Source organism: Mesorhizobium sp. M7A.F.Ca.US.002.01.1.1 (assembly GCF_004022955.1).
In the GTDB taxonomy this organism is placed as follows: domain Bacteria; phylum Pseudomonadota; class Alphaproteobacteria; order Rhizobiales; family Rhizobiaceae; genus Mesorhizobium; species Mesorhizobium ciceri.
The window spans coordinates 1-23,995 of the sequence record NZ_RZQE01000043.1; the positions used below are offsets into that span (position 1 = coordinate 1).

Annotated in this window: 26 protein-coding genes and 1 tRNA gene; 15 read left to right on the forward strand and 12 right to left on the reverse strand. The window is 63.5% G+C overall.

What is annotated here, in order from left to right:
- The first annotated feature begins 272 nt into the window (after positions 1 to 272).
- The 5 genes from rpsU to EN932_RS07500 all read left to right on the forward strand — a co-directional run bounded on the left by rpsU (position 273) and on the right by EN932_RS07500 (position 4,448).
- Positions 273 to 551: a 30S ribosomal protein S21 gene (gene rpsU, locus EN932_RS07480; protein WP_013529653.1), complete on the forward strand. Its 279-nt coding sequence runs from the start codon at positions 273 to 275 to the stop codon at positions 549 to 551.
- 138 nt (positions 552 to 689) lie between these two features.
- Entirely contained in the window at positions 690 to 1,532 is an 843-nt protein-coding gene (locus EN932_RS07485) for a tetratricopeptide repeat protein (protein WP_013529652.1), read from the forward strand.
- A gap of 209 nt (positions 1,533 to 1,741) precedes the next feature.
- Positions 1,742 to 2,218 carry a DUF992 domain-containing protein gene (locus tag EN932_RS07490; protein ID WP_128368775.1) on the forward strand — a complete coding sequence of 159 codons (477 nt, stop codon included), beginning with the start codon at positions 1,742 to 1,744 and terminating at the stop codon, positions 2,216 to 2,218.
- A gap of 91 nt (positions 2,219 to 2,309) precedes the next feature.
- Positions 2,310 to 2,789, forward strand: a complete 480-nt coding sequence (locus tag EN932_RS07495; protein WP_063168977.1) for a DUF992 domain-containing protein — start codon at positions 2,310 to 2,312, stop codon at positions 2,787 to 2,789.
- A 222-nt stretch (positions 2,790 to 3,011) separates the two neighbouring features.
- Positions 3,012 to 4,448: an MFS transporter gene (locus EN932_RS07500; protein WP_063168978.1), complete on the forward strand. Its 1,437-nt coding sequence runs from the start codon at positions 3,012 to 3,014 to the stop codon at positions 4,446 to 4,448.
- A 15-nt stretch (positions 4,449 to 4,463) separates the two neighbouring features.
- Here the strand turns inward: EN932_RS07500 and EN932_RS07505 are convergent, their stop codons facing one another.
- From EN932_RS07505 to EN932_RS07555, 10 genes are all read right to left on the reverse strand, one after another.
- Positions 4,464 to 5,156, reverse strand: coding sequence for a response regulator transcription factor (locus tag EN932_RS07505; RefSeq protein ID WP_063168979.1), 693 nt, complete (start codon positions 5,154 to 5,156; stop codon positions 4,464 to 4,466).
- The gene (locus tag EN932_RS07510; RefSeq protein ID WP_063168980.1) at positions 5,153 to 7,882 is read right to left on the reverse strand and encodes a sensor histidine kinase KdpD; all 2,730 of its coding nucleotides are present in this window, start codon (positions 7,880 to 7,882) and stop codon (positions 5,153 to 5,155) included. Before EN932_RS07510 ends, EN932_RS07505 begins: the two co-directional genes overlap by 4 nt.
- Before the next feature lie 54 nt (positions 7,883 to 7,936).
- Complete coding sequence (kdpC, locus tag EN932_RS07515; protein ID WP_063168981.1) at positions 7,937 to 8,503, reverse strand: potassium-transporting ATPase subunit KdpC; 567 nt, start codon at positions 8,501 to 8,503, stop codon at positions 7,937 to 7,939.
- Between the two features lie 74 nt (positions 8,504 to 8,577).
- Entirely contained in the window at positions 8,578 to 10,671 is a 2,094-nt protein-coding gene (kdpB, locus tag EN932_RS07520; RefSeq protein WP_063168982.1) for a potassium-transporting ATPase subunit KdpB, read from the reverse strand.
- Positions 10,668 to 10,883, reverse strand: coding sequence for a hypothetical protein (locus tag EN932_RS07525; RefSeq protein ID WP_127368206.1), 216 nt, complete (start codon positions 10,881 to 10,883; stop codon positions 10,668 to 10,670). The genes kdpB and EN932_RS07525 overlap by 4 nt, the downstream gene beginning before the upstream one ends.
- 7 nt (positions 10,884 to 10,890) lie before the next feature.
- Positions 10,891 to 12,594: a potassium-transporting ATPase subunit KdpA gene (gene kdpA, locus EN932_RS07530; RefSeq protein ID WP_127368207.1), complete on the reverse strand. Its 1,704-nt coding sequence runs from the start codon at positions 12,592 to 12,594 to the stop codon at positions 10,891 to 10,893.
- A 20-nt stretch (positions 12,595 to 12,614) separates the two neighbouring features.
- Entirely contained in the window at positions 12,615 to 12,704 is a 90-nt protein-coding gene (locus tag EN932_RS07535; RefSeq protein WP_032808122.1) for a K(+)-transporting ATPase subunit F, read from the reverse strand.
- A 447-nt stretch (positions 12,705 to 13,151) separates the two neighbouring features.
- Positions 13,152 to 13,454: a DUF982 domain-containing protein gene (locus EN932_RS07545; protein WP_013529642.1), complete on the reverse strand. Its 303-nt coding sequence runs from the start codon at positions 13,452 to 13,454 to the stop codon at positions 13,152 to 13,154.
- A 260-nt stretch (positions 13,455 to 13,714) separates the two neighbouring features.
- Positions 13,715 to 13,939: an alkylphosphonate utilization protein gene (locus tag EN932_RS07550; protein ID WP_127368209.1), complete on the reverse strand. Its 225-nt coding sequence runs from the start codon at positions 13,937 to 13,939 to the stop codon at positions 13,715 to 13,717.
- Positions 13,940 to 14,051: 112 nt separating this feature from the next.
- Positions 14,052 to 14,141: transfer RNA gene (locus EN932_RS07555), tRNA-Ser, on the reverse strand.
- 361 nt (positions 14,142 to 14,502) lie between these two features.
- Here EN932_RS07555 and EN932_RS07560 point away from each other — a divergent pair.
- From EN932_RS07560 to EN932_RS07580, 5 genes are all read left to right on the forward strand, one after another.
- Positions 14,503 to 15,207, forward strand: a complete 705-nt coding sequence (locus EN932_RS07560; RefSeq protein WP_245322014.1) for a hypothetical protein — start codon at positions 14,503 to 14,505, stop codon at positions 15,205 to 15,207.
- Positions 15,208 to 15,513: 306 nt separating this feature from the next.
- Positions 15,514 to 15,837 (forward strand): hypothetical protein, encoded by a 324-nt coding sequence (locus tag EN932_RS07565; RefSeq protein WP_024502789.1) that lies wholly within the window; start codon positions 15,514 to 15,516, stop codon positions 15,835 to 15,837.
- A 32-nt stretch (positions 15,838 to 15,869) separates the two neighbouring features.
- Entirely contained in the window at positions 15,870 to 16,535 is a 666-nt protein-coding gene (gene msrA / locus EN932_RS07570; protein WP_013529638.1) for a peptide-methionine (S)-S-oxide reductase MsrA, read from the forward strand.
- Between the two features lie 195 nt (positions 16,536 to 16,730).
- Positions 16,731 to 17,720: a BMP family ABC transporter substrate-binding protein gene (locus EN932_RS07575; protein WP_013529637.1), complete on the forward strand. Its 990-nt coding sequence runs from the start codon at positions 16,731 to 16,733 to the stop codon at positions 17,718 to 17,720.
- Positions 17,721 to 17,835: 115 nt separating this feature from the next.
- Positions 17,836 to 18,297 (forward strand): GNAT family N-acetyltransferase, encoded by a 462-nt coding sequence (locus tag EN932_RS07580; protein WP_013529636.1) that lies wholly within the window; start codon positions 17,836 to 17,838, stop codon positions 18,295 to 18,297.
- Here EN932_RS07580 and EN932_RS07585 read toward each other — a convergent pair.
- Together EN932_RS07585 and EN932_RS07590 are read right to left on the reverse strand one after the other, a co-directional pair.
- On the reverse strand, positions 18,292 to 18,687 hold the full coding sequence (locus tag EN932_RS07585) for a hypothetical protein (RefSeq protein ID WP_127368211.1): 396 nt from the start codon (positions 18,685 to 18,687) through the stop codon (positions 18,292 to 18,294). The two genes, EN932_RS07580 and EN932_RS07585, sit on opposite strands and share 6 nt — an antisense overlap.
- 23 nt (positions 18,688 to 18,710) lie before the next feature.
- On the reverse strand, positions 18,711 to 18,920 hold the full coding sequence (locus EN932_RS07590; protein ID WP_013529634.1) for a SlyX family protein: 210 nt from the start codon (positions 18,918 to 18,920) through the stop codon (positions 18,711 to 18,713).
- Between the two features lie 227 nt (positions 18,921 to 19,147).
- On the opposite strand from EN932_RS07590, the gene EN932_RS07595 reads away from it, so the two are divergent.
- The 5 genes from EN932_RS07595 to EN932_RS07615 form a co-directional block, all read left to right on the forward strand.
- Positions 19,148 to 20,680, forward strand: a complete 1,533-nt coding sequence (locus tag EN932_RS07595; RefSeq protein ID WP_013529633.1) for an ABC transporter ATP-binding protein — start codon at positions 19,148 to 19,150, stop codon at positions 20,678 to 20,680.
- Positions 20,677 to 21,816, forward strand: coding sequence for an ABC transporter permease (locus EN932_RS07600; RefSeq protein ID WP_024502793.1), 1,140 nt, complete (start codon positions 20,677 to 20,679; stop codon positions 21,814 to 21,816). Before EN932_RS07595 ends, EN932_RS07600 begins: the two co-directional genes overlap by 4 nt.
- A 1-nt stretch (position 21,817) precedes the next feature.
- Positions 21,818 to 22,789 (forward strand): ABC transporter permease, encoded by a 972-nt coding sequence (locus EN932_RS07605; RefSeq protein ID WP_024502794.1) that lies wholly within the window; start codon positions 21,818 to 21,820, stop codon positions 22,787 to 22,789.
- 55 nt (positions 22,790 to 22,844) lie between these two features.
- On the forward strand, positions 22,845 to 23,237 hold the full coding sequence (cdd, locus tag EN932_RS07610; protein ID WP_013529630.1) for a cytidine deaminase: 393 nt from the start codon (positions 22,845 to 22,847) through the stop codon (positions 23,235 to 23,237).
- A 30-nt stretch (positions 23,238 to 23,267) separates the two neighbouring features.
- The coding region (locus EN932_RS07615) for a purine-nucleoside phosphorylase (RefSeq protein WP_128368776.1) at positions 23,268 to 23,995 on the forward strand (728 nt) is incomplete at its 3' end.

Below are 23,995 nucleotides of genomic sequence, written 5' to 3' on the forward strand. Positions count from 1 at the left end.
CCGCGACCCGCGACATCGCCGTGGGCGAGGAGATCACCTGCGACTACGGCGAGTTCTTCGAGGATTTCGAGCGGCTGCACCTCGCGACGGCCTAGTCGGCTCCTTATCTCAAGGCAAACAGACTGCGGCTGGCACCGCAAATTCATTTCCGCTGTGGACAGCGCGGCATGATTCTGCTATCAGCCGCCACAATTCGTGGTGTAAACCACCGCGGAGGCTAGCGGCTATGATCGCTTGCCTGTTGATATCAAACCCGAAAGACAGGATTGCCCGTGCAGGTACTCGTCCGCGACAATAACGTTGATCAGGCGCTTCGCGCTCTCAAGAAGAAGATGCAGCGCGAGGGCATTTTCCGCGAAATGAAGATGCGCGGTCACTACGAGAAGCCGTCCGAGAAGCGCGCCCGCGAAAAGGCTGAAGCCGTTCGCCGCGCCCGCAAGCTGGCCCGCAAGCGCGCCCAGCGCGAAGGCCTGCTGCCGATGACGCCGCGCCCTGTTGCTGCCGGCGCCGCTGGTGGTGCAGCTGGCGCTCCGCGTCCGCCGCGGTTCTAACGCCAATTTTTCGTCCTTTTCGAAGGATATCAGAGGTGGCGCGATGTGGAATCGCCGCCACCTTTTTGTTTTGATGTGACCGGTCCGGAGGGGGAGCCGGATCTGAACGACGCGGCTTGAAGTGAGGACAGGGCAGACATGAACGCAACGAGCGTGGAGCGCGGGACCGCATTGCGTGGTTTCGCCCTGACAGCGGCCCTGCTCTCCGGACTGGCGCTTGCCGGCTGCCAAACGGCGGGCCCGACCGGTGAATTCAACAACATCGACAAGGCGCAAGGCTCGAGCGAGAACATTTCCTCGCTGTCGGCGGTCATCCAGCGCAATCCCCAGGATCCCGAAGGCTACAATGTGCGCGGCTCGGCCTATGGCCGTGGCGGCCAATACCAGGCGGCGCTCAAGGATTTCAATCAAGCCATCCAGCTCAATCCGAATTTCTTCCAGGCCTATTCGAATCGTGCGCTCATCCAGCGCTTCCTCGGCAACCAGGAAGCCGCGCTCGCGGACTACAACCGTTCGATCCAGATCAACTCGAACTATGACGCCGCCTATATCGGCCGCGGCAATCTCTACCGCAAGGCGGGTCGCACCCAGGACGCCTTCAACGACTTTCAGAAGGCGATCCAGCTCGATACGACCGACGCGCGCGCCTACCACAATCGAGGCCTGATCTATCAGAGCCAGGGCCAGCACAAATTCGCCATCGAGGATTTCTCGACCGCCATCTCGCTGGCGCCGGACGCCGCCGAGCCCTACAACGGCCGCGGCCTCTCCTATCTGGCGACCAATGACGAGGACAACGCCTTCTCCGATTTCAACATGGCGATCAAGCTCGACGGCAAGAACGCCGAGGCCTGGGCCAACCAGGCGCTGATCTACGAGCGGCGCGGTGACAAGGCGAAAGCCGCGAAATCCTATAAGGAAGCCGTTCGCCTCGACCCGACCTACCAGCCGGCCAAGGATGGCCTCGCCCGCGTCAGCTGATCTCGGTTTCGGCAAACGCTTCCCATACAAATCCGCGTGACATCCAAATGCCGCGGGATCCTTGGCGTGTCCGAAAAGACGCACTTCGCAACCGCGCATTAACCCCGGCAGGAGGCTTTCGGCCCCTGCCTTGATCGCGCCAAGTTTTCAGCGGAACGGTCTGGCCTCCCAAGCCGTTATCGAAAAGCAATTTGCGAAAGGACCCTCCCATGATCAAGAAACTCGCCTGCGCCGCTGCCCTCGCCACGACGATGTTCGCGGTGGCTCCAGCCAGCGCCGGCAAGCTGCAACTCGGCACGCTCGATTGCACCATCGACGGCGGCACCGCTTATATCGTCGCTTCCAACAAGGGCGTGTCCTGTGTCTTCCGGCCTCATCATCACGGGCCGTCCGAGGTTTACACAGGCGTCATCTCCAAGATCGGCCTCGATGTCGGCCAGACGCATCAGGGCCAGCTCGTTTGGGCCGTGCTGGCTGCGACCCGGGACCATGACGGAGGCGATCTCGCCGGCAGCTATTACGGCGTCAACGCCGAGGCGAGCGTGGTGACCGGCGGCGGCGCCAATCTGCTGGTTGGCGGCTTGGACAGCGCCTTCATGCTGGAGCCGCTCAGCGTCCAGGCGCAGACCGGCGTCAACCTTGCCGTGGCCGTGACCTCGCTCCAGCTGATCCATTCATTCAAGTGATCGCATGGAGCCGTGCGCTCCATGACCCCTCACCCCGCGGCGCGGAACCAGATAGGATGGTTCCGCGCCGTTGATTTTTGAGGGGACCATCATGCTGAAGACAGCCATCGCTGCCATATTCGCTACCGTGTTTGTCGGAGCAGCGCAGGCGCAGGACCGAGGCATAGAGCTCGGTACGCTTGACTGTGCCATTGGCGGCGGCACCGGCTTCATCTTCGGCTCGAGCAAGGATCTGAGCTGCACCTTCAACCCCGCCGACAAGAGCTTCGCGTCGGAAGCCTATTTCGGCGCCGTCAACAAATACGGCCTCGACATCGGCACGACGAAGCAGACGGTCATGCAGTGGATCGTGCTGACGCCGCTGAAGAACATCTACGCGCCGGGTGCGCTGGCCGGCGACTACATCGGCGCCAGCGCCGAGGTGACGGCCGCCGTCGGCGCCGGCGCCAATCTGCTGGTCGGCGGCTCCTCGCAAGCCTTCACCTTGCAGCCGCTCAGCTTGCAGACGCAGACCGGCATGAACCTCGCGATCGGCGTCAGCCAGTTCCAGCTGCGCAGCACCGAGAACTGATCGCGCAACGAACCCGCCAATCGGAAAGGCTGCCGCGCGAACGGTCCTCAAAAAACCGCTTGAGCTCAACCCCGGTTGAGGTTTTACAAGCCTGCCCCGAACGAAACAACGCCTCGATGCGGCGCCCGATCCGGCGCTGTCGAACCGCATGGTCCTGCCGGAAAGCCGCACTGGCTTCTGGCGTCCTGCGCTGGCGTCGAGATATGCAAGACAGGGGTGGAAATGACCGAGATCAGCACAAACAAGGTCGACTGGCGCGGATTATGGGCAAGCGGCGACCTGGCGCGCTTCTGCTTCATCAGCCTCGGCATCCTGTTGCACGCCACCAACGAGACGATGGTGGCAACGGTGATGCCGGCCATGGTCGGCGAACTGGCGGGCGTGCAGCTCGTCGGCTGGTCGCTGGCGATCTACGAACTCGGTGCCATCGTTGCCGGCGCGGCCGCCGGACGGCTGGTGAGTTATGTCCCCTTGCGCACCAACATGGTGGTCGCAGCCCTGCTCTACGCAGCAGGCGCCCTGATCTGCGCCACCTCGCCTTCCATGCAACTGTTCCTCGCCGGCCGCCTGATCGAAGGACTTGGCGGCGGTGCGCTGGTGTCGCTGGCCTTCGTCTCGGTCGAACGACTGTTCTCGCGCGCCATCTGGCCGCAGCTTTTCGGCATCATGTCGGCGATCTGGGGCGTCGCCGCCTTCAGCGGACCATTGCTCGGCGCGATCATGACCGAGCTTTTGTCATGGCGCTGGGCCTTCGGCATCTTCACCCTCGGCGGCGCAGCCATGGCGCTGGCAAGTTTCATCGTGCTCGACACGCCGGAGGCGACGAGGCCGAAGGCGAGCGCAGGCGGGGCGCCGCCCTTCCCGTTCGCGGCCCTTGCCTGCCTTGCCGTTGCCGTGGTGCTGATCGCCTCGGCCGGCGTCGACATCGCCTTGCTGCGCTCTTCGCTGCTGATGGCCTTCGGCCTCATCGGCCTGCTGCTGTTCTTCACCATCGACGCGCTGAAGCCGCTTTCGCGGCTGTTCCCGGCGCGGCTGTTCTCATGGCGCACGCCGGTCGGCGCCGGCATGACCATGGTTGCCGCTTTTTCGGTGGCCACCTGTTCCTTCGGCGTCTACGGGCCGCTGCTGCTGACCAGCCTTCACGACATTCCGCTGCTGACCACCGGCTACATCATCGCCGCCGAATCGATCGCCTGGTCGATCCTGTCGATCCTGGTCGCCAACGCGCCGCCGCGGCGCGAGCGGCTGATCATCATCGGCGGCGCGGTGATGATCGCGGCCGGCATCGCCGGCTTTGCCTACACGATACCCCTGGGCTCCATCCCGCTCATCCTGATCTGTGCCCTGTTGCAAGGCGGCGGCTTCGGCATCGCCTGGCCGTTCCTGACACGCGTCATCGTCGCCTCCGCCCCGAAGAGCGAGCAGACCATCGCCTCGGCGGCGGTGCCGACCATGCAGCGCATCGGCTACGCCGTGGGTGCAGCCCTTGCCGGCATCGTCGCCAATGCCAGCGGCTTTTCGCAAGGTTTGAACCACGACGCGGCGGCGAATGTCGCGTCCTGGCTGTTTCTTGCCTTCGTCCCGCTCGGCATTGTCGGCTGTCTCGCGGCCTTGCGGGTTTCCAAGCCGCTTGGCCAGCAGCTGGAAGCTACTGGCTAGAAGCGCCCAACCCGCTCATTCGACCTCGCGCAGGCGGTAGCCGACGCCGGTCTCGGTGGTGATGTAGCGTGGCTGGTCGGGGCTCTTCTCGATCTTCTGCCTGAGCTGGCGCACATAGACCCTGAGATACTGCACGTCGGACGAGTCGCCCCAGACCTGCTTCAACAGGAAATGGTGGGTCAGCACCTTGCCGGCGTGCTGCACCAGCATGCGCAGGATGTCGTATTCCTTCGGCGACAGCTTTACCTCCTTGCCCTCGACCTTGACGATGCGCTTGACCAGATCGACGCTGAGATCGCCGGTCTGGAAAATCGGCTTCTCTCCCTGCTGCTGGAACTTGTGGCGGAGCGCCACGCGGATGCGTGCGACCAGTTCGTTCATGCCGAAGGGTTTGGTGACATAGTCGTCGGCGCCGAGCTCCAGGGCCTGGACGATACCGGCCTCGTCGGTCCGGCTGGACAGGATGACCACCGGAATGTCGAGGCCGTCGTCGCGCCATTTGCGCAGCAACTCATGGCCGCTAATGCCGGGCAGGCCAAGGTCGAGCAGGACGAGGTCCGGCTTCTCCGCCTCCATCAGCTCGATGGCCGCCCTGGCATTCGGCGCCTCGCTGATCGCGTAGCCCTGGCTGCCGAGGCCGACGCGCAGCAGCTTGCGGATCGGCGGCTCGTCATCGACGACCAGTATCCTGACGTTCGAGTTTGTCATGCCAGGTCACCCACATCGTCGGTATTCGAAGCGTCGAAGTTGGGCGGATTTGCCGGCTTGGGCATTTTGATGGTGAAGACCGCGCCCGAACCGTCGGTCCGGTTTGCCGCCGTGATCGTGCCACCCATCGCCTCTATGAAGCCGCGGCAGATCGACAGGCCGAGCCCGGTGCCGGCGCGGATCTGGTCGCGCTTGCGCACCCGGTAGAAGGTGTCGAAAATCCGTTCCAGATCGCCGGGAGGAATGCCCGGCCCTTCATCCATGATCTGCAGCAGGACGGAGCCATTGTCGGTCCAGCCCTGGACGCGGATCGTCGAGCCGGCCGGGGCATATTTCGCCGCATTGTCGAGAAGATTGAACAACGCTTGCTCGAACAGCACCGGGTCGACCTTCAACATCGGCAAATCCCTGGGGATGTCCGTCTCGATCTTGTGCTCGCCGATGATTTTCCTGGCCCTTTGCAGGGCGGAGCCGACGATGTCGCCGACATAGTGAAAGGCGTAGTTCGGCTCCATCGCGCCGGACTCGATCTTGGTCATGTCGAGCAGATTGGCGATGAAGCGGTTCAACCGCTCGGATTCGTCGAGCACCGTCGACAGCAGTTCGGCCCGATCCGGTTCGGGAAGTGCTGCTGAAAAATCCCGCAGCGTGCCGGCGGCGCCCATGATGGCGGCGAGCGGCGTCTTCAGATCATGGGAAATGGAGGTGAGCAGCGCCGAGCGCAGCCTGTCCGCCTCGGCGGCGAGCTTGGCCCGGTCGACGTCGGCGACCAGTTGGATACGCTCGATGGCGACTGCCGCCTGGTCGGCCAGTGCGTCGAGAAGCCGCTGCTGCTCGGGCGTCAGCAACGGTCCCTGCTTGTCGTTGTCGAGGCCGACGACGCCGATGGCCGTGCGCCCGGTCCGCAAGGGCAGATAGAGGCGCTTGGCACCCGGAAGCGTGTCGGCGCCGCGACCTGCGGCACGATTGTGCTCCCAGGCCCAGCGGGCGGCGGCGATGTCGGCTTCGGCCAGCGTGTCATCAGGCGGATAGCCGGCCTTGACGGTGATCGTCCCGTCTTCCGGCAAAAGCAGCACCACGCGCAGCTTCAGCATCGAGGCGATCTGGAAGGCGGTGGCCCAGAGGACGTCGTCCAGCGTCCCGGCGCCGGCGAGCTTCTTCGAAAAGAGGTAGATATCCTCCGTCGCCCGCGCCCGCGAGCGGGCGGCGACCGCCTGGCGCTGCACGCGCGCCGTCAGATTGCTGGCAATGACCGCAACGACGAGAAAGACGCCAAGCGCGACGATGCTCTCCGGATCCCTGATCGTCAGCGTATAGCGCGGCTCCAGGAAGAAATAATTGAAAGCAAGGGCGCTGACGAAACAAGCATACAGAGCCGGCCACAGGCCGCCGGTCACCGCCGATGCCAGCACCCCGATGAGCAGAATGATCGCCAGATTGCGAACGTCGAGAAACTGATCGAGAAGGACGGCGAAGGCGAGCGAGCCGATGACAAAGGCCGTCGCCTTGAGATAGGGCCAGATTTCGAACTGCCACTGCTCGTCGGCCGCCTTGACGCTCCGCGACGCCGCCTCGGTGCCGCGTTCGCTTCCCGAAATGACATGGACGCTGATATCGCCGGCATTGCGGATGAGATCGTAGGTGAGCGAGCCTTCGATCAATTCGCGCCAGCGCGACCGGGTCGGCCTGCCGACGACGATATGGGTAAAATTGTTCGCCGTCGCATAACGCACGATGTCCTGCGCCACATTCTGACCCGGAATGGTCGTCACCTCGGCGCCAAGCTGCTGGGCAAGGCGCAGGTTCGTCGCCAGCCGGTCCTTGTCATTCTCGGGCATGCTGGCCGAGCGCGTGCTGTCGACGTGCAGCGCCGTCCACGGCGCACGCAGCCGGTCGGCCAGCCTGCGCGCATAGCGCACGCGGGCCGCTCCTCCAGGTCGCGCGTCGAGGCAGACGAGGACCCTTTCGCCTGCCGCCCACGGTCCTGGAATGGCGTGCGCCTGCATATGGATGAGCAACTGGTCGTCGACACGCTGCGCGGTGCGGCGCAGCGCCAGTTCCCTGAGCGCCGTCAGATTGCCCGGCGAGAAATAGTTCTCGATCGCGCGCTGCGCGGTGTTGGGGAAATAGACCTTGCCTTCCTCGAGCCGCTTGATCAGGTCGTCGGGGGTGAGATCGATGATCTCGACATCGTCGGCCTGGTCGATGATGGAATCGGGAACCGTCTCGCGAACCCTGACCTTGGTGATCTGGGCGACGACGTCGTTCAGGCTTTCGACATGCTGGATGTTAAGCGTCGTATAGACGTCGATGCCGTGCGTCAGGATCTCCTGGACGTCGAGGTAGCGCTTGGGGTGGCGGCTGCCGGGCGCGTTGGTGTGGGCGAGCTCGTCGACAAGAACCAGCGCCGGGCGCCGGGCGAGGATGGCGTCGATATCCATCTCGTCGAGGATACGCCCCTTGTAGTCGACCTTGCGGCGGGGAATGACCTCATAGCCCTCGACCAGGGCCGTTGTTTCCTTGCGGCCATGCGTCTCGACGACGCCGATCACCACATCCACGCCGTCGGCCAGCCTGGCGCGGCCCGACATCAGCATCTCATAGGTTTTGCCGACGCCCGGTGCCGCGCCGAGGAAAATTCTCAGGCGGCCGCGACCCTCCCGCTCGGCATGGTCAAGCAGTGCGTCGGGCGAGGGTCTGGTGTCGCTGCTTCTGTCGTCAGGCATCGGGATCGATCATGGATGGCGCCGGGGGTACTGTCGATCCCCGGCCGCCGCCATTCACTCTTTCGCTACGTCCAGCGCAAGGTTGAGGCCAAGCACATTGACCACAGGCTCGCCCATGAAGCCGAGTTCCCTGCCCTCGACTTGGGCATCGACAAGCGCCTTGACCCTGGCTTCCTCGATGCCCCTGGCCTTGGCCACCCGAGCGACCTGGAAGTAGGCGGCTTCCGGGCTGATGTCGGGATCGAGGCCACTGCCGGACGTCGTCACCAGATCCATCGGAACAGGCTGGTTCGGGTTTTCCGCTTTCAACTTCTCGGCGTCGCCCTTGATGCGGTCGATCAGCTTGGGACTGGTCGGGCCGAGATTGCTGCCGCTCGAGGAGGCTGCATTGTAGCCGTCGCCGGCAGCCGAAGGGCGGCCGTGGAAATACTTGTCGCTGGCAAACCCCTGGCCGATCGATTCGGAGCCGATGATCTTGCCGTCCCTCTCGACCAGGCTGCCATTGGCCTGCCGCGGAAACAGCGCCTGGGCGATGCCGGTCATGCCCAGGGGATAGATCAGGCCGGTCAGGACCGTGAAGAAGACGATCATGATGATCGCGGGTCTTATCTGGGTGAGCATGGAGATGTTCCTCAAAGCAATTCCAGGAAAAGTGTGAAGCGGTTTTCCCTAGGGAATTGCGTTAAAACAAAGAGTTAAGCGAGGCCAAGCGTGGTGACGATCATGTCGATCGCCTTGATGCCGACGAAAGGCACGATGAGGCCGCCGAGGCCGTAGACGAGAAGATTGCGGCTGAGCAGCGCGCCGGCGCCGATGGCCCGATATTTGACGCCCTTCAGCGACAGCGGGATCAGCGCGATGATGATCAGCGCGTTGAAGATGATGGCCGACAGGATGGCACTCTGCGGCGTCGCCAGATGCATGACGTTGAGTGCCTGCAGCGGACCGGTCGTCTGTCCCGGTGCGACGTAGAAGACGGCGAACATCGCCGGGATGATGGCGAAATATTTGGCGACGTCGTTGGCGATCGAGAAGGTCGTCAGCGAACCCCGCGTCATCAAGAGCGCCTTGCCGATCTCGACGATCTCGATGAGCTTGGTCGGATCGCTGTCGAGATCGATCATGTTGCCGGCCTCGCGGGCGGCGACCGTGCCGGTGTTCATGGCGACACCGACATCGGCTTGCGCGAGGGCCGGCGCATCGTTGGTGCCGTCGCCGCACATGGCAACCAGCTTGCCCTTGGCCTGTTCGTCGCGGATCAGCTTCAGCTTGTCCTCCGGTGTGGCCTGGGCGAGGAAGTCGTCGACGCCGGCTTCCGCGGCGATCGCCGCCGCCGTCATCGGGTTGTCGCCGGTGATCATCACCGTGCGGATGCCCATGCGGCGCAGTTCGGTGAAGCGCTCCCTGATGCCGCCCTTGACGATGTCCTTGAGGTGGATGACGCCGAGCAGGCGGCCGTCGCGTTCGACCGCCAGCGGCGTGCCGCCGGACTTGGCGATCTCGTCGGCGATGGCCTGGAGATCCCTGACGGTATCGCTGCCGGGCCGCGTGGCATGGGCTGCGACCGTCGATTGGTTGACATGGGCAAGCACGGAATCCACGGCGCCCTTGCGCACCGACGAACCATCGATGTCGACGCCGCTCATACGGGTCTGTGCTGTGAAGGGCACGAAGGTGGCGTGCAGCGTTGCCATGTCGCGGGCGCGGATGGCGTATTTCTCCTTGGCCAGCACGACGATGGAACGGCCTTCCGGCGTTTCGTCGGCGAGCGAGGCAAGCTGGGCCGCGTCGGCCAGTTCCTGTTCGGTGACGCCCTTGACCGGGCGGAACTGCGTCGCCTGGCGGTTGCCGAGCGTGATCGTGCCGGTCTTGTCGAGCAGCAGCGTGTCGACGTCGCCTGCGGCTTCCACGGCGCGACCCGACATGGCCAGCACGTTGAATCGCACCAGGCGGTCCATCCCGGCGATGCCGATGGCCGAAAGCAGCGCCCCGATCGTGGTCGGGATCAAGGTGACGAACAGCGCCACCAGAACGGTCACCGAAATGTAGCCGCCCGAATAGGAAGCAAAACTCGGGATCGTCGCGGTGGCCAGCACGAAGATCAGCGTCATGCCGACGAGCAGGATGTTGAGCGCGATCTCGTTCGGCGTCTTCTGGCGCTCCGCACCTTCGACCAGCGAGATCATGCGGTCGAGGAAGGTGTGGCCGGAAGCCGCCGTGATGCGCACGCGAACCCAGTCGGACAGCACCTGCGTGCCGCCGGTGACCGCCGAACGATCGCCGCCGGATTCGCGGATCACCGGCGCGGATTCGCCCGTGATCGCGGCCTCGTTGACCGAAGCGACGCCTTCGATCACTTCGCCGTCGGACGGGATGATGTCGCCGGCCTCGACCAGCACGGCATCGCCGACCTTGAGGCTGGTGCCGGGCACAAGTTTGTATTTGGTGCGGTCTTCACCGGTTAAAAGCTTGGCCTTGGTCTCGGTGCGTGCCTTGCGCAGCGAATCCGCCTGCGCCTTGCCGCGGCCTTCTGCGACCGCTTCGGCGAAGTTGGCGAACAGCACGGTGAACCAAAGCCAGATGATGATCTGCAGCGTGAAGCCGAGATTGCCGCCGCCGGAGACCAGGTCCTTGACGAACAGCACGGTGGTGAGCGCCGAGACGACGGCAACGACGAACATCACCGGGTTCCTGGCCAGCGTGCGCGGGTCGAGCTTGCGGAAGGCGCCGCCGATGGCGGGAAGCAGGATGCTGGCATCCATGATGCTGGCTGATTTCGAGTTGCTCATTTTGAAGCTCCGGCTTCGGTGTTGTTGGACGGCACCGGATGATCGGATGCCGAAAAGAGATGGGGCGGCCCGTAGGCCAGCAGCCAGAGGACGAGCATGACTGCCGCAAGGCCGAGAAACGTCGACAGGGTCGGGGAAGGAGGAGGTCCCTCCTCCTTTCCGTGATCGTCCCTGTGGGCGACCTTGCGGCGCATGGCATTGAACCACGACATGGCGGTCTCAGAAGGTCTGCCCGTGAGCCATCGCCAGGTGCTCGATGATCGGCCCGACGGCGAGCGCGGGGAAGAAGGTGAGGCCACCGACGATCAGGATGACGCCGATCAGCAGCCCGACGAACAGCGGGCCGTCGGTCGGGAAGGTGCCGGCGGAGGCCGGAACCGTTTTCTTCGCCACCAGCGAGCCGGCAATGGCCAGCGCCGAGATGATGACCAGGAAGCGGCCCATCAGCATGCCGATGCCGATGGTGATGTTGTACCAGGGCGTGTTGCCGCTGAGGCCGCCAAAGGCCGAACCGTTGTTGGCCGCCGCCGACGTGTAGGCATAGAGGACCTCGGAGAAGCCGTGCGGGCCGGCATTGCCCATCGACGCCACGCCGGTCGGCAGCACGACGGCGATGGCCGTGAAGATCAGCATCGCCAGCGGCAGGCACAATATGGCCAGCATCGCCATCTTGACCTCCTTGGCCTCGATCTTCTTGCCGAGATATTCGGGCGTGCGACCGACCATCAGGCCGGCGACGAAGACGGCGACGACGATGTACATCAGGATGCCGTAGAGGCCCGCGCCGACACCGCCGACGATGACTTCGCCAAGCTGCATGTTGATGATCGGGATCATGCCGCCGAGCGCCGTGAACGAGCCGTGCATGGCGTTGACAGCGCCGCAGGAAGCGGCCGTGGTGATGACGGCAAACAGCGCCGACAAGGCGATGCCGAAACGTGTCTCCTTGCCCTCCATGTTGCCGCCGTCGATGCCCAGCGCATGCACCAGCGGGTTGCCGGCGGCTTCCGCCCAGTAGCAGATGGCGACACCGGCGATGAACATGACGCCCATGGCCGAGAGGATCGCCCAGCCCTGGCGCTGGTTGCCGATCATGCGGCCGAAGACATTGGTCAAGGCGGCGCCGATGGCGAAGATCGACACCATCTGGATCAGGTTGGAGATCGCGTCGGGGTTCTCGAACGGGTGCGCGGCATTGGCGTTGAAGAAGCCGCCGCCATTGGTGCCGAGCATCTTGATGGCCACCTGCGAAGCGACCGGGCCGACGGCGATGGTCTGCTGCGCGCCTTCGAGCGTCGTGGCGTTGACATAGGCGCCCAGCGTCTGCGGCATGCCGAGCCAGACATAGGCCAGCGTCAGCACGACGCAGAACGGCAGCAGCAAATAGAGTGTGGAGCGGGTCATATCGACCCAGAAATTGCCGATCGACTTGCCCGAAGCCCGGGCAAAGCCGCGGATCAGCGCGATGGCTATGGCAATGCCCGTGGCCGCCGAAACGAAGTTCTGCACCGTCAGCCCAGCCATCTGCACGAGATAGGACATCGTGCTCTCGCCACCATAGTTCTGCCAGTTGGTGTTGGTCATGAAGCTGGCGGCGGTGTTGAAGGCGAGCCCTGGTTCAACCGCTGTCATGCCGGCCGGGTTGTAGGGCAGGCTGCCCTGCAGGCGCTGCAGGGCGTAGAGCACCAGGAAGCCGGCAAGGTTGAAGAGCAGCAGGGCGACCGCATAGGTGGTCCAGTGCTGTTCCTCGCGTTCGCTGGTTCCGCAAACACGGTACAGCCCGCGCTCGAGCGGGCCAAAGACGGGCGAGAGCAGCGTCCGGTCGCCGTTGAAGACGCGGTGCATGTAGCCGCCGAGCGGCTTCACCAGCAATATGACGATCCCGCAATAGACCAGGATCTGTATCCAACCGTTCAGTGTCATGGCTGTGGCTTTCCGTGCCTTCAGAAGCGTTCTGGACGAACGAGGGCGTATGTCAGGTAGGCGAGCAGGAACAGCGTAACGCCGCCACCAAGAATATAGTCGACGATCATTTTTTCAGCCTCGCTCTAGAGCGCGTCACAAGCTTTGATGTAGGCGAAACAAAGGGCGAAGAACAAAATTCCGATCCCGATAACGGCTATATCCATTGTGTTTATTCCTGTTGTTCTTTTGTACTTTGCGAATTTGACAGGGGATTTCGCAATATATCGGAAGTGGCCCGTCGCATCTTTGACGACGGAACCGGCTGTGTGAGGGGAATATGGACCCGATCGCCATAAAGGTTCGAGACGGGGCGCAGTGGAAAGAAATAGGAATTTCATAAAGATTTTTGCGCGGGCTCTTCCCAACACTCCACGCAGGGGATTGTCGCGCAAGGCAGGTGGCCAGCCACAGGATTGCGATTTGCTTGCGAGCTGCCGGAAACGGGAAAGCCCGGCTGGGGCCAGCCGGGCCTTCTATGGTGGTGTGGCTTTAGCCGCCACGGAGGGTATCGATCTTCAGGCGGCGTAGCCGCCATAGCCACGCGCAACGGCGTGCACGCCCGCCACCGGCTCGAGGTCCGGCCACAGGATACAAGAAGCTTGCGCAAACTGGACGAGCGCGTGGCGGGCCTGCTCGATGGTCACATAGCCTGGGATGGCGAGTTCACATGCTTCCACCGCGTTGCGGTAGAGCGGGCCGCGGCGGGAGGTCGTCCAATTGGTGAGGAAGTCGTGCATTTCGGCCAGCGACGCAATCTCGCGTTTGAAGCCAAGGCCGACCGAGAGTGCGACCGGGGAATGAAACAGCTTGTCGTGCATGAAGCGGGCTCCTGGTTTTTTTGCGCGCTTGGAGAGATATCCGGCGGGTCCGCGAACGAGACGCGGTGAAACGCGCAACAAGGCAGGAGGTTCCAAGCTTGGGTCTTGGCGGTTTTTTGATTGTGCCTGGTCGGCGAAATTATCAATTTCGCAGCGCAACGATCGTGTGCCGGACGCTCAACGGCTCCGCAGTCCACTTGGCGACGGCAGGCTCTCCAAAATCCCGAAGGAGCCATCGAGATCGCTTGCCGCCCTGAGGCTCACGCCTTCTTCACGAACTCGGTCTTGAGCACCAGGCCTTTCACTTGCTTGGTGCTGCATTCGATCTCGCCGGGATTGCCGTTCAGGCGGATAGCCTTCACCAACGTGCCGCGCTTGATCGTTTCCGAAGTGCCTTTGACTTTGAGGTCCTTGATCAGCGTGACGGAATCGCCGTCATTCAATTGAGCGCCATTGCTGTCGCGCACGATTACATCGTTCGGCATGCCATCTCCTGTGATTGGCAGGTTTTTAGGGCAGAGCGCGGCGGGATGTTTACCGCCCTGCTTCGCGCAAAGGCTCGGGCTTGTCCTGCGAAGCTCGTAGAGCGAAGCAGGATGGCGGAGAGAGCGGGATTCGAACCCGCGTTACGGTCTCCCGTAAACACACTTTCCAGGCGTGCGCCTTCAACCACTCGGCCACCTCTCCGTCCATGCATGTCGCGTCGGCCGGTTTTGCCGCGCGGGTTGGGGAGATGCACCTCCCTTGGGGAAAGACGGAACTTTCGCCATCGGCGTCGCCAACCAGCAAACGCCTTCCCCTGCACCTGAGCCGTCGAAGCAACAGGCGCGGGGCTCATCTAGTCGATCCGACGGCGAATGCCAAGCCATAACGGCAGTCTATTCGCTTTGCCGGCCACACAGTGTTTCACGAGGCCGCCGGCATGCCCGTTTTTGCGGGCGCCGCCGCTGCAATGGTGTGCACAGGCAGGACCGCAGGGACGGCCGCCCTTGACTTCCCCCGGAGTTGCCTGTCGGGTGCCGAGGCTTTGCGAGGGCATTGTGCGGACATGACATCGAGCAATGGACAGACGCCAGTCAGGCGGCCGGACAGCGGGCTGTCCTTCGTGCCGGTGGGCTGGCTTGTCTTCGTCATGGCGTGGTCGGTCTACGGCCTGATCTCCGTCTGGCCCGCGGTCGGCGCCACCGGCCTGCCAGACAGCGTGCTTTACCTTATCTATGGCGGGCTCGTCGTCGACATCGTCACCATCCTGTGGGGGCTTTACCTGCTCGGCCTCGCCTTCGGCCGCTCGGCCCGCTTCCCGCGCCAGTTCACGATCTGGCAGATTGCCATAATCGTCGGGCTGCTGGTCATCCATGCCTATGCCCCTACGGTGCCGGGATTCGTCTTCTCGGGCCAGGCGCTTGTCATCACCGGCGCCGAAATCGCCATCGGCGCGCTCTGCATCTATCTGCTGCGCCATGGATCCGAAGCCGATGCCGTTTATGTCAATCCGAAAACCGAGAGCCCATCGGCCTTCGTCTCGGTCATCGCCGCGCTGCTCGGCATCGTCCTGGGCGCGGTCATCGGCGCCGTGGGCGGATTCGCCATCGGCTCGCTGATCGCCGATGCCACCGAGATGAGCTGTTTCGAGGGCGCCTGCGGCTATTTCGCCGTGTTCACCGGCCTGGCCGGTCTGGTGATCGGCGCCATCGGCGGCGGCGTTTTTGCTGTCTGGCGTGTCCACCGGCACAAAAGGAAGCCGGCCGCATAATTCGCGCGGGCAACAAATCCGGGTTCACACGGTCTTTGGAGACTTCGCCGGCAAGTCGGTTTGCGAGCACCAAACGCAAAAACCCGCCTGTGCGGCGGGTCATCGGCGCAAGTCAACGCCATACCGAAATTATTAGCATAGCTGCCCTCACATGTCAATGAAAAGCGACCCGACCGACTGTCGTCCGGCCCTCCGTTGACCTGAGTTTGGAGTCTGCAAATTCGCGTATGGCGATTGCGATCCAGCCATGCGCATTCTATCTCTGAAAAGCCCCTCGGGAGAGGACCAGCCCGGAGGAGGGTTCTGATGTTTCGCTTCGTCTTTCGTCTTGCCGCAATGATCGCGCTGTCGATTTCCGTCATCATGGCGGTGCTCGACGCGACACGCACAGTGGCGGCCTCCGTGCTGGTGCTGACCCCGCTCAACAGCAGTTGGCTGGCGGTCTCGCCCGACACGCGGGCCGCCTTCGAGACCTTCATCCGAACCAAGACCAGCCCGCTGCTGTGGGATGGCGCCATCGCCTGGGTGCTGAACCAGCCGGGCTTCGCCGTGTTCGCGGTGCTGGCTTTCCTGCTCTATGCGATAGGCTACAGGCGGCAACGTCGCGCCGGACAGTTCGTCGCAAACTGATCCGCTTTCCGCGAAGAGAGGGAAACCCGCGCATGTTCTTTCTCAGCGATATGCTGAACAAGAAGCTCAATCTGCCGAAGCCCTCCGAGGCCCTGCCGGGCCGCGCCAGGGCGATCCCGACCGCATCCAGGCACAAGGTCTTGAAAAGACCGCTCAAGGGTCCTTATCCCGAGGGGCTGGAGACGGCCATGTTCGGGCTCGGCTGCTTCTGGGCTGCGGAGCGGCTGTTCTGGCAGATCGAAGGCGTCTGGGTCACCGCGGCCGGCTATGCCGGCGGCTTCACGCCCAATCCGACCTATCAGGAGACCTGCACCGGGCTAACCGGTCATGCCGAAGCGGTGCTGGTGGTCCATGACCCCGGGATCGTCTCCTATGCTGGGCTTCTGAAGCTGTTCTGGGAAAGCCACGATCCCACGCAGGGCATGCGCCAGGGCAATGATGTCGGCACCGCCTATCGTTCAGCGATCTACACGAGCGACGAGGCGCAACTGTTGGCGGCGAGCGCCTCGCGCGATGCGTATGAGACCTCGCTGCGCGGTGCCGGCCACGGCAGGATCACCACCGAGATCGCCCCGGCGGCCGAATTCTACTTCGCCGAAGCCGATCACCAGCAATATCTGGCGAAGAACCCTTACGGCACGTGCAACCTCAAAGGCACCGGTGTCGCTTGCGCCATCCCTGCCGCCGCCTCCGCCTGACACAAGCTGCGGTGCGGCTTGCCCGCACCAAGCTTTTCCAAAAGGTCAAAATTCCGCGTGAATTTTGTTTCGGGCCATGCCAGATTGCCGCCGAGCGGGAGGGAATACACTCCTGGCTGACGTCGCATGCCTGCCGGAGAACCGGGCCGGCATGCGGTGCGTAACGGAAAAAATAACCGACAGGGTGTGGATCACATGAAACGTATCGTTCTCGGCCTCCTGGCCGCAACCGCAATGGTTCTTCCGGCTTTCGCCGCGGATGTCCAGCCGGCCATCCTCTATGATCTCGGCGGCAAATTCGATAAATCCTTCAACGAGGCTGCCTATCACGGCGCCGAGAAATTCAAGACGGAAACCGGCACGGCCTACGTCGAATTCGAGGTCTCCAATGCCTCGCAGCGTGAGCAGGCGCTGCGCCGCTTCGCCGAGGACGGCCACAACCCGATCGTCATGGCCGGCTTCGCCTGGGAGGATGCACTGAAGAAGGTCGCGGCCGAATATCCCGATCTCAACTTCGCCATCATCGACGACGCCGTCGACATGCCCAATGTCCGCTCGCTGGTATTCAAGGAAAACGAAGGCTCCTATCTCGTCGGCATCATGGCGGCGATGGCCTCGAAGTCGAAGAAGGTCTCCTTCGTCGGCGGCATGGACATCCCGCTGATCCGCAAGTTCGAATGCGGCTATGTCGGCGGTGCCAAATCGGCCGGCGCGACCGATGTCATCCAGAACATGACGGGTGACACGCCGGCTGCCTGGAACGATCCGGCCAAGGGCGGCGAGATCGCCAAGACGCAGATCGACCAGGGCTCCGACGTGGTCTATGCCGCGGCAGGCGGCACCGGCGTCGGCGTGCTGCAGGCGGCGGCAGATGCCGGCAAGCTCGGCATCGGCGTCGATTCCAACCAGAACGGCCTGCAGCCCGGCAAGGTACTGACCTCGATGCTGAAGCGCGTAGACGTCGCCGTCTACACCGCCTTCATGGACGGCAAGAACGGCACCTTCAAGGGCGGCGTCGAGAATCTCGGCCTCAAGGAAGGCGGCGTCGACTACGCCATGGACGAAAACAACAAGGCGCTGGTGACGGACGAGATGAAGGCGGCCGTCGAAAAAGCCAAGGCCGACATCATTGCCGGCAAGGTCGAAGTACACGACTATACGACTGACAACGCCTGCCCCTATTGAGCGGCACGAACACACAGCCATGATCTGCAAACCGCCGGGCGCCAGCCCGGCGGTTTTGCCTTTACCGGATCGAGCGAAACCTTCGCTCCGTGCCGGACACCGTTTCGAGATACAGATGCAGCCGACGATCGGACCCATGGGCGAGCACGACGTAGCAGCGGTCGCGCAACTGCGCCTGTCTGCCTTTTTCGAGGGAACCGGAAGGACTCTCGGGGAAGATGCTGCAGGGCTTCGCGACTTGATCGCCGGTGACGGTTTCGAGGCGGCATTCGTGGCCCGGATCGGCGACACCCCGGTCGGGACATGCCTGCTGGTCCGCCACGAATTGGAGCCCGCGCATGATCTGACGCCATGGCTGGCCGGGTTGGTTGTCGATGCAAGGTATCGACGCCAAGGCATCGCCACCGCGCTGGTCAAGGCAACGGAAGCCCATGCGGCGTCACGGGGCGTCGAGATGCTCTATCTCTACACATGGGATGCGCGTGGTTTCTACGCGGCCCTCGGCTGGAACATCGTTGAGATATGCAGTTCGGACGGCGAGACGATGGCTCTGATGTCTCGCCGGCCTCGCCTATAGCAGCTTCGCGACGAGACAACCGAGCGCGAACGCCACCATCAGTCCGGCGGCAACCACAAATCCACGCCGGCCGCCCAGCGCGTGGACGCCGACGCCGTATGGCCGCTGCGACAGGCTTCGGATCACGGTTGGCGGCCTGGCGTCGCTCAGGCCAGAACTACGCATCTGCGGCAGGTCGCCAATGCGCTGCGTGATCTGCTTCCAGCGCTCTTCGCCATCCCCCGGTTCGGCACGGTCGAAGACGTGCATGCGCTCGGCAAGTCGCACGACCTCGTCGCGGAAGGCCGGGTCGATCTCCAGATCACGTTCGGCCCGTTCGCGCTCCGCATCGTTCATCAGGCCACGCACATAGTCGCTGGCCCGTGCAATGCGATCGCTTTCACTGGCCATGGCGTGCGCCCTTCCCTTTTTCCTCACCAGTGCGGCGGCTTGGTTACAGGCACTTCATCTCCCGTCTGCTCCTCCAGCGCCAGGAAGCGATCCGTCAGCGCGTCGAGCTTGCGCTGCATGCGCTCGATCACTTTCCACTGCTCGGCGATCTGGCCGGACAGTTCCTCGATGGTCTTCTCCTGCTCGGCGGCGCGGATTTCCAGCGTCGTCAGCCGGTCGGCGGGTATGGTCATGTGAATTCCCCAGTCTTCACCGCGATGTCTTGCGCCGCGATGTCTTGCGCCGCAATGCGAATTTCGGCTCCGTCATACTAGCGAATGTGAAGGCCCCGGCCACGTTGCAAATTGACAAGCGCACCGGGATTTGTCGAGAGTGAACCTGCTCCGCCAATTGGCACGGGCGGAGCGTCATGCTAGGCGTTTTGACCAAGCGATAAAAAAATAAGAGTGGGACAGGCTGCATGGCGCAAGCCGCAATCGAGTTGATCGGCATCAACAAGAGTTTTGGTGCGGTGCGCGCCAACCGGGACATCAATCTTGAGATCGGTCGCGGCACGATCCACGGCATTGTCGGCGAGAACGGCGCTGGCAAGTCGACGCTGATGTCGATCCTCTACGGCTTCTACCAGGCCGACAGCGGCGAGATCCGCGTTGGCGGCCAGCCGGCTTCGATCAAGACCCCCAATGACGCCATCGCGCTCGGCATCGGCATGGTGCATCAGCACTTCATGCTGGTCGACAATTTCACAGTGCTGGAGAACGTCATCCTCGGCGCCGAAAGCGATGCGCTCTTGAAGAAGAGCATCGCCAAGGCGCGCTCCGAACTGGAGCGGCTGGAGCGTGAATACGGGCTGGAAGTCGATCCCGATGCAATCATCGAGGAACTGCCGGTCGGCCTGCAGCAGCGTGTCGAGATCCTGAAGGCGCTCTATCGCGGCGCCGAGATCCTGATCCTCGACGAACCGACGGGCGTTTTGACGCCGGCCGAAGCCGACCATCTGTTCCGCATCCTTCGGCAGTTGAAGGACCAGGGCAAGACGGTGGTGCTGATCACCCACAAATTGCGCGAGATCATGGCCATCACCGACACGGTGTCGGTCATGCGCCAGGGCACGATGGTGGCGACGCGCGAGACCAGGAAGACGACTGTCGAGGAACTGGCCGAGCTGATGGTCGGCCGGCGCGTGCTCTTGCGGGTCGAGAAGGGCGAGGCAGAGGCCGGCGCCGTCAAGCTCGCAGTCAAGAACCTGACGGTCAGGGATACGCGCGGCGTCACCATGGTCGACGACATCTCCTTCGATATCAGGGCCGGCGAGATCGTCGGCATCGCCGGTGTCGCCGGCAACGGACAATCCGAACTGCTCGAGGCGATTTCCGGCATCAGGCGTGCCGTTTCCGGCTCGGTCATGCTGGATGGCAAGCCGATCGACCTGACCGGTGCCGCCGACCCCGGAGAGTTGCGCGACCGTGGCCTGGCGCATGTGCCGGAGGACCGCCATCACGTCGGGCTGGTGCTGGCCTTCGAGGAGAACGAGAATTCGATCCTCGGCTATCACGATGATCCCCGCTATTTGAAGGGGCCGTTCCTCAACATCGATGCCATCCGCAACGATGCCAGGGACAAGATCGCCAAATACGACATCCGCCCGGCCGACTGCCGGCTGAAGACCGCCAATTTCTCCGGCGGCAACCAGCAGAAGATCGTGCTGGCACGGGAGATGGAACAGGACCCGGGCGTGCTGATCGTCGGCCAGCCGACACGCGGCGTCGATGTCGGCGCCATCGAGTTCATCCACAAGCGCCTGATCGCCATGCGCGATCAGGGCAAGGCGGTGCTGGTGGTGTCGGTCGAGCTGGACGAGATCCGTTCGCTGTCCGACCGTATCCTGGTGATGTTTGCCGGCCGCATCGTCGGCGAGCGCGGCTCCGAAGCGACCGAGGGCGAGCTCGGCCTGCTGATGGCCGGCATCGAGCACCAGGAGGCAGCACTTTGAGCACGCCTTACGCCAAACTGCCGGCCTGGGCCGACTATGGCCTGATCCCGCTGATCAATCTGTTCGTCGCCTTCGTCGTCGCCGGCTTCGTCGTGCTTCTGGTCGGTGAGAATCCGTTGCGCGCCGCCGTCATCCTGGTCGAAGGCGCCTTCGGCAAAGGCACAGGCATCGCCTTCACCCTGTTTTATGCCACCACCTTCATCTTCACCGGGCTTTCGGTGGCGGTGGCCGCGCATTGCGGCCTGTTCAACATCGGCACCGAGGGGCAGGCCTACATCGCCGGCCTTGGCATCGCCATCGTCTGCCTGAGCTTCGACAGTACACTGCCGTGGTGGCTGACCTTCCCGCTGGCGATCATTGCTGCGGCGGCGGTGGGCGCATTGTGGGCGCTTATCCCGGCCTATCTGCAGGCCAAGCGCGGCTCGCACATCGTCATCACCACCATCATGTTCAACTTCATCGCCGCCTCGATCATGGTTTACCTGCTGGTCGGCCCGTTGAAGCCAGCCGCCTCGCAAGCGCCGCAGACGCGCAACTTCCTCGCCGGCGCGGAACTGCCCAAACTCAACTGGATCATCGAGCTGTTCGGCGCCAAGATCCGTTCGGCGCCGCTCAACGTCACCTTCCTGCTGGCGCTGGTCATGGCCTTCCTGGTCTGGCTGCTGATCTGGCGCACCAAGCTCGGCTACGAGATGCGCACCTACGGTCACAGCCCGAAGGCGGCACGCTATGCCGGCATTTCCGAAACCCGCATCATCATCACCGCCATGATGATCTCGGGCGCACTGGCCGGCATGATGGCGCTCAATCCGGTGATGGGCGATCAGCACAATGTCGCCATCGACTTCGTTTCCGGCGCCGGCTTCGTCGGCATCGCCGTGGCGCTGATGGGCCGCCTGCACCCTGTCGGCATCGTATTGGCGGCGGTCCTGTTCGGCATGCTCTACCAGGGCGGCGCCGAACTCGCCTTCGAGATGCCGGCAATCAGCCGCGACATGATCGTCATCATTCAAGGCCTGGTGATCCTGTTTGCCGGTGCCCTCGAGCACATGTTCCGGCCCTATATCCAGGCGCTGTTTGCCTCGTTCAGTCCGCGATCGGTCGGCATGGAAGCGGTCAAGGGGAAAGGTGCCTGAGATGGATGTGTTCAACGCGATCATCCAGACACTGGACTCCACCATCCGCCTCTCGGTGCCGCTGCTGCTTGCTTGCCTCGCCGGGCTCTATTCGGAACGCGCCGGCATCTTCGACATCGGCCTCGAAGGCAAGATGCTTGTCGGCGCCTTCGCCGGTGCGGCCGCAGCTTCCGTGTTCCATTCGGCCTTTCTCGGCCTCGGCATGGCGGTCGTGATCTCGGTCGCCTTCGCCATGATCCACGGCTTTGCCTCGATCACTCATCGCGGCAACCAGATCGTCTCCGGCGTGGCGATCAATTTCATCGCCGCCGGCTCAACCATCATCCTCGGCCAGGCCTGGTTCCAGCAGGGCGGGCGCACGCCGGCGCTGCAACCGGGCGAGCGCTTCGAGGCCATCACCTTGCCGGGCGCCGAGGCCATCCGCGACGTGCCGATCATCGGACCGGTCTATGCCGAACTCCTGTCGGGCCACTCGATCCTGGTCTATCTTGCCTTCCTGATGGTGCCGTTCACCTGGTGGGTGCTGTTTCGCACCCGCTTCGGCCTGCGCCTTCGCGCCGTCGGCGAGAACCCGGCCGCCGTCGACACCGCCGGCATCTCGGTCGCCTGGCTGCGCTACCGGGCGCTGATCTGCACCGGCATCCTCACCGGCATTGCCGGCGCCTACCTGTCGATGGTGCAAAATGGCGGCTTCGTGAAGGACATGACTGCCGGCAAGGGCTATATCGCGCTGGCAGCCTTGATCTTCGCCAAGTGGAAGCCGGTCAACGCCATGTTCGCCTGCCTGCTGTTTGGCTTCCTGGACGCAGCGTCGATCCGCCTGCAAGGATCCCCGCTGCCCATCATCGGCAAGGTGCCGGCGCAGTTCATGCAGGCGTTGCCCTACATCCTCACCGTCATCCTGCTCGCCGGCTTCATCGGCAAGGCCATTCCGCCACGCGCCGGCGGCGTGCCTTACGTCAAGGAACGTTGAGCGACGGGTCGGCTTTGCGCCGGGTTTTGAACACGATCATCGGAGAGAACGCTGAATGTCGCATGATCTGTTCGAGGCCGCCAAGGCCGCCATGGCCAAGGCCTACGCGCCCTATTCTAAGTTTCCGGTCGGCGCTGCCCTGCGCACCGAGGACGGTCGCGTCTTTACCGGCGCCAACATCGAAGTCGCCTCCTATCCGGAAGGCTGGTGCGCCGAGACCACGGCGCTCGGCCACTACATCATGGGCGGCGGCGGCAAGATCGTGGAAATCGCCGTGCTTGCCGAACGCATGGCCAAATGCTCGCCTTGCGGCGGCTGCCGCCAGCGGCTTGCCGAATTCTGCCGGCCGGAAACAAAGCTCTATCTCTGCGACAATGCGGGTGTGGCCGAAACCGTGACCATGGGCGACATGCTGCCTTACGGCTTCCGCGGCGATATTTTGAAATGAGCAACAGGCTCAAATGAACAGCTGGCAACGATGACGGAAAAAGCCCTGGATCATCTCGTCGAAAGGCTGGACGGCCTGGCGCCGGCCACGGCACTGGTGCTCGGCTCGGGCCTCGGCGGTCTGGTCGACCAGATCGAGGACCCGATCCGCATCTCCTATGCCGACCTGCCCGGCTTTCCCAGAAGCGGTGTCACCGGGCACGCCGGCGAAGTGGTGGCAGGGCTGTTTGCCGGCGTGCCGGTGCTGCTGCTGTCGGGCCGTGCCCATTACTATGAGCACGGCAACGCCGCGGCGATGCGGCCGGTGCTGGAAGTGCTTGCCGGCATCGGCATCACGAAACTGATCCTCACCAATGCCGCCGGCTCGGTCGATCCGGACATGCCGCCGGGCTCGGTGATGCTGATATCGGACCACATCAATTTCTCGGGCACCAACCCGCTGATCGGCGAACCAAGCGACCGGCGTTTTGTCGGCCTGACCGAAGCCTATGATGCCGGCATCCGCCAGGCCATCGAGCGGGCGGCAAAAGCGACCGGCACCACCCTGCACAAGGGCGTCTATATGTGGTTCTCCGGCCCATGCTTCGAAACGCCGGCCGAAATCCGCATGGCGCGCATCATGGGCGCCAATGCGGTCGGCATGTCGACCGTACCGGAGGTCATTCTCGCCCGCTTCCTCGGACTGCGCGTCGCCGCCTGTTCGGTCATCACCAATCTGGCGGCCGGCATGACCGGGGCCGAGCTTTCGCACCAGGAGAC

Excerpts from the sequence above, each read along its gene's own strand:
- kdpA (WP_127368207.1), bottom strand. The coding sequence starts at position 12,594 with ATGACACTGAACGGTTGGATACAGATCCTGGTCTATTGCGGGATCGTC.
- msrA (WP_013529638.1), top strand. The coding sequence starts at position 15,870 with ATGTTCTTTCTCAGCGATATGCTGAACAAGAAGCTCAATCTGCCGAAG.
- EN932_RS07595 (WP_013529633.1), top strand. The coding sequence starts at position 19,148 with ATGGCGCAAGCCGCAATCGAGTTGATCGGCATCAACAAGAGTTTTGGT.
- EN932_RS07510 (WP_063168980.1), bottom strand. The coding sequence starts at position 7,882 with ATGCCTGACGACAGAAGCAGCGACACCAGACCCTCGCCCGACGCACTG.
- EN932_RS07490 (WP_128368775.1), top strand. The coding sequence starts at position 1,742 with ATGATCAAGAAACTCGCCTGCGCCGCTGCCCTCGCCACGACGATGTTC.
- EN932_RS07535 (WP_032808122.1), bottom strand. The coding sequence starts at position 12,704 with ATGATCGTCGACTATATTCTTGGTGGCGGCGTTACGCTGTTCCTGCTC.
- EN932_RS07550 (WP_127368209.1), bottom strand. The coding sequence starts at position 13,939 with ATGCCGAACGATGTAATCGTGCGCGACAGCAATGGCGCTCAATTGAAT.
- EN932_RS07585 (WP_127368211.1), bottom strand. The coding sequence starts at position 18,687 with ATGGCCAGTGAAAGCGATCGCATTGCACGGGCCAGCGACTATGTGCGT.
- EN932_RS07575 (WP_013529637.1), top strand. The coding sequence starts at position 16,731 with ATGAAACGTATCGTTCTCGGCCTCCTGGCCGCAACCGCAATGGTTCTT.
- EN932_RS07485 (WP_013529652.1), top strand. The coding sequence starts at position 690 with ATGAACGCAACGAGCGTGGAGCGCGGGACCGCATTGCGTGGTTTCGCC.
- cdd (WP_013529630.1), top strand. The coding sequence starts at position 22,845 with ATGTCGCATGATCTGTTCGAGGCCGCCAAGGCCGCCATGGCCAAGGCC.
- EN932_RS07545 (WP_013529642.1), bottom strand. The coding sequence starts at position 13,454 with ATGCACGACAAGCTGTTTCATTCCCCGGTCGCACTCTCGGTCGGCCTT.
- EN932_RS07580 (WP_013529636.1), top strand. The coding sequence starts at position 17,836 with ATGCAGCCGACGATCGGACCCATGGGCGAGCACGACGTAGCAGCGGTC.
- kdpC (WP_063168981.1), bottom strand. The coding sequence starts at position 8,503 with ATGCTCACCCAGATAAGACCCGCGATCATCATGATCGTCTTCTTCACG.
- EN932_RS07565 (WP_024502789.1), top strand. The coding sequence starts at position 15,514 with ATGTTTCGCTTCGTCTTTCGTCTTGCCGCAATGATCGCGCTGTCGATT.
- EN932_RS07605 (WP_024502794.1), top strand. The coding sequence starts at position 21,818 with ATGGATGTGTTCAACGCGATCATCCAGACACTGGACTCCACCATCCGC.
- EN932_RS07525 (WP_127368206.1), bottom strand. The coding sequence starts at position 10,883 with ATGTCGTGGTTCAATGCCATGCGCCGCAAGGTCGCCCACAGGGACGAT.
- kdpB (WP_063168982.1), bottom strand. The coding sequence starts at position 10,671 with ATGAGCAACTCGAAATCAGCCAGCATCATGGATGCCAGCATCCTGCTT.
- EN932_RS07505 (WP_063168979.1), bottom strand. The coding sequence starts at position 5,156 with ATGACAAACTCGAACGTCAGGATACTGGTCGTCGATGACGAGCCGCCG.
- EN932_RS07500 (WP_063168978.1), top strand. The coding sequence starts at position 3,012 with ATGACCGAGATCAGCACAAACAAGGTCGACTGGCGCGGATTATGGGCA.
- EN932_RS07495 (WP_063168977.1), top strand. The coding sequence starts at position 2,310 with ATGCTGAAGACAGCCATCGCTGCCATATTCGCTACCGTGTTTGTCGGA.
- EN932_RS07590 (WP_013529634.1), bottom strand. The coding sequence starts at position 18,920 with ATGACCATACCCGCCGACCGGCTGACGACGCTGGAAATCCGCGCCGCC.
- EN932_RS07560 (WP_245322014.1), top strand. The coding sequence starts at position 14,503 with ATGACATCGAGCAATGGACAGACGCCAGTCAGGCGGCCGGACAGCGGG.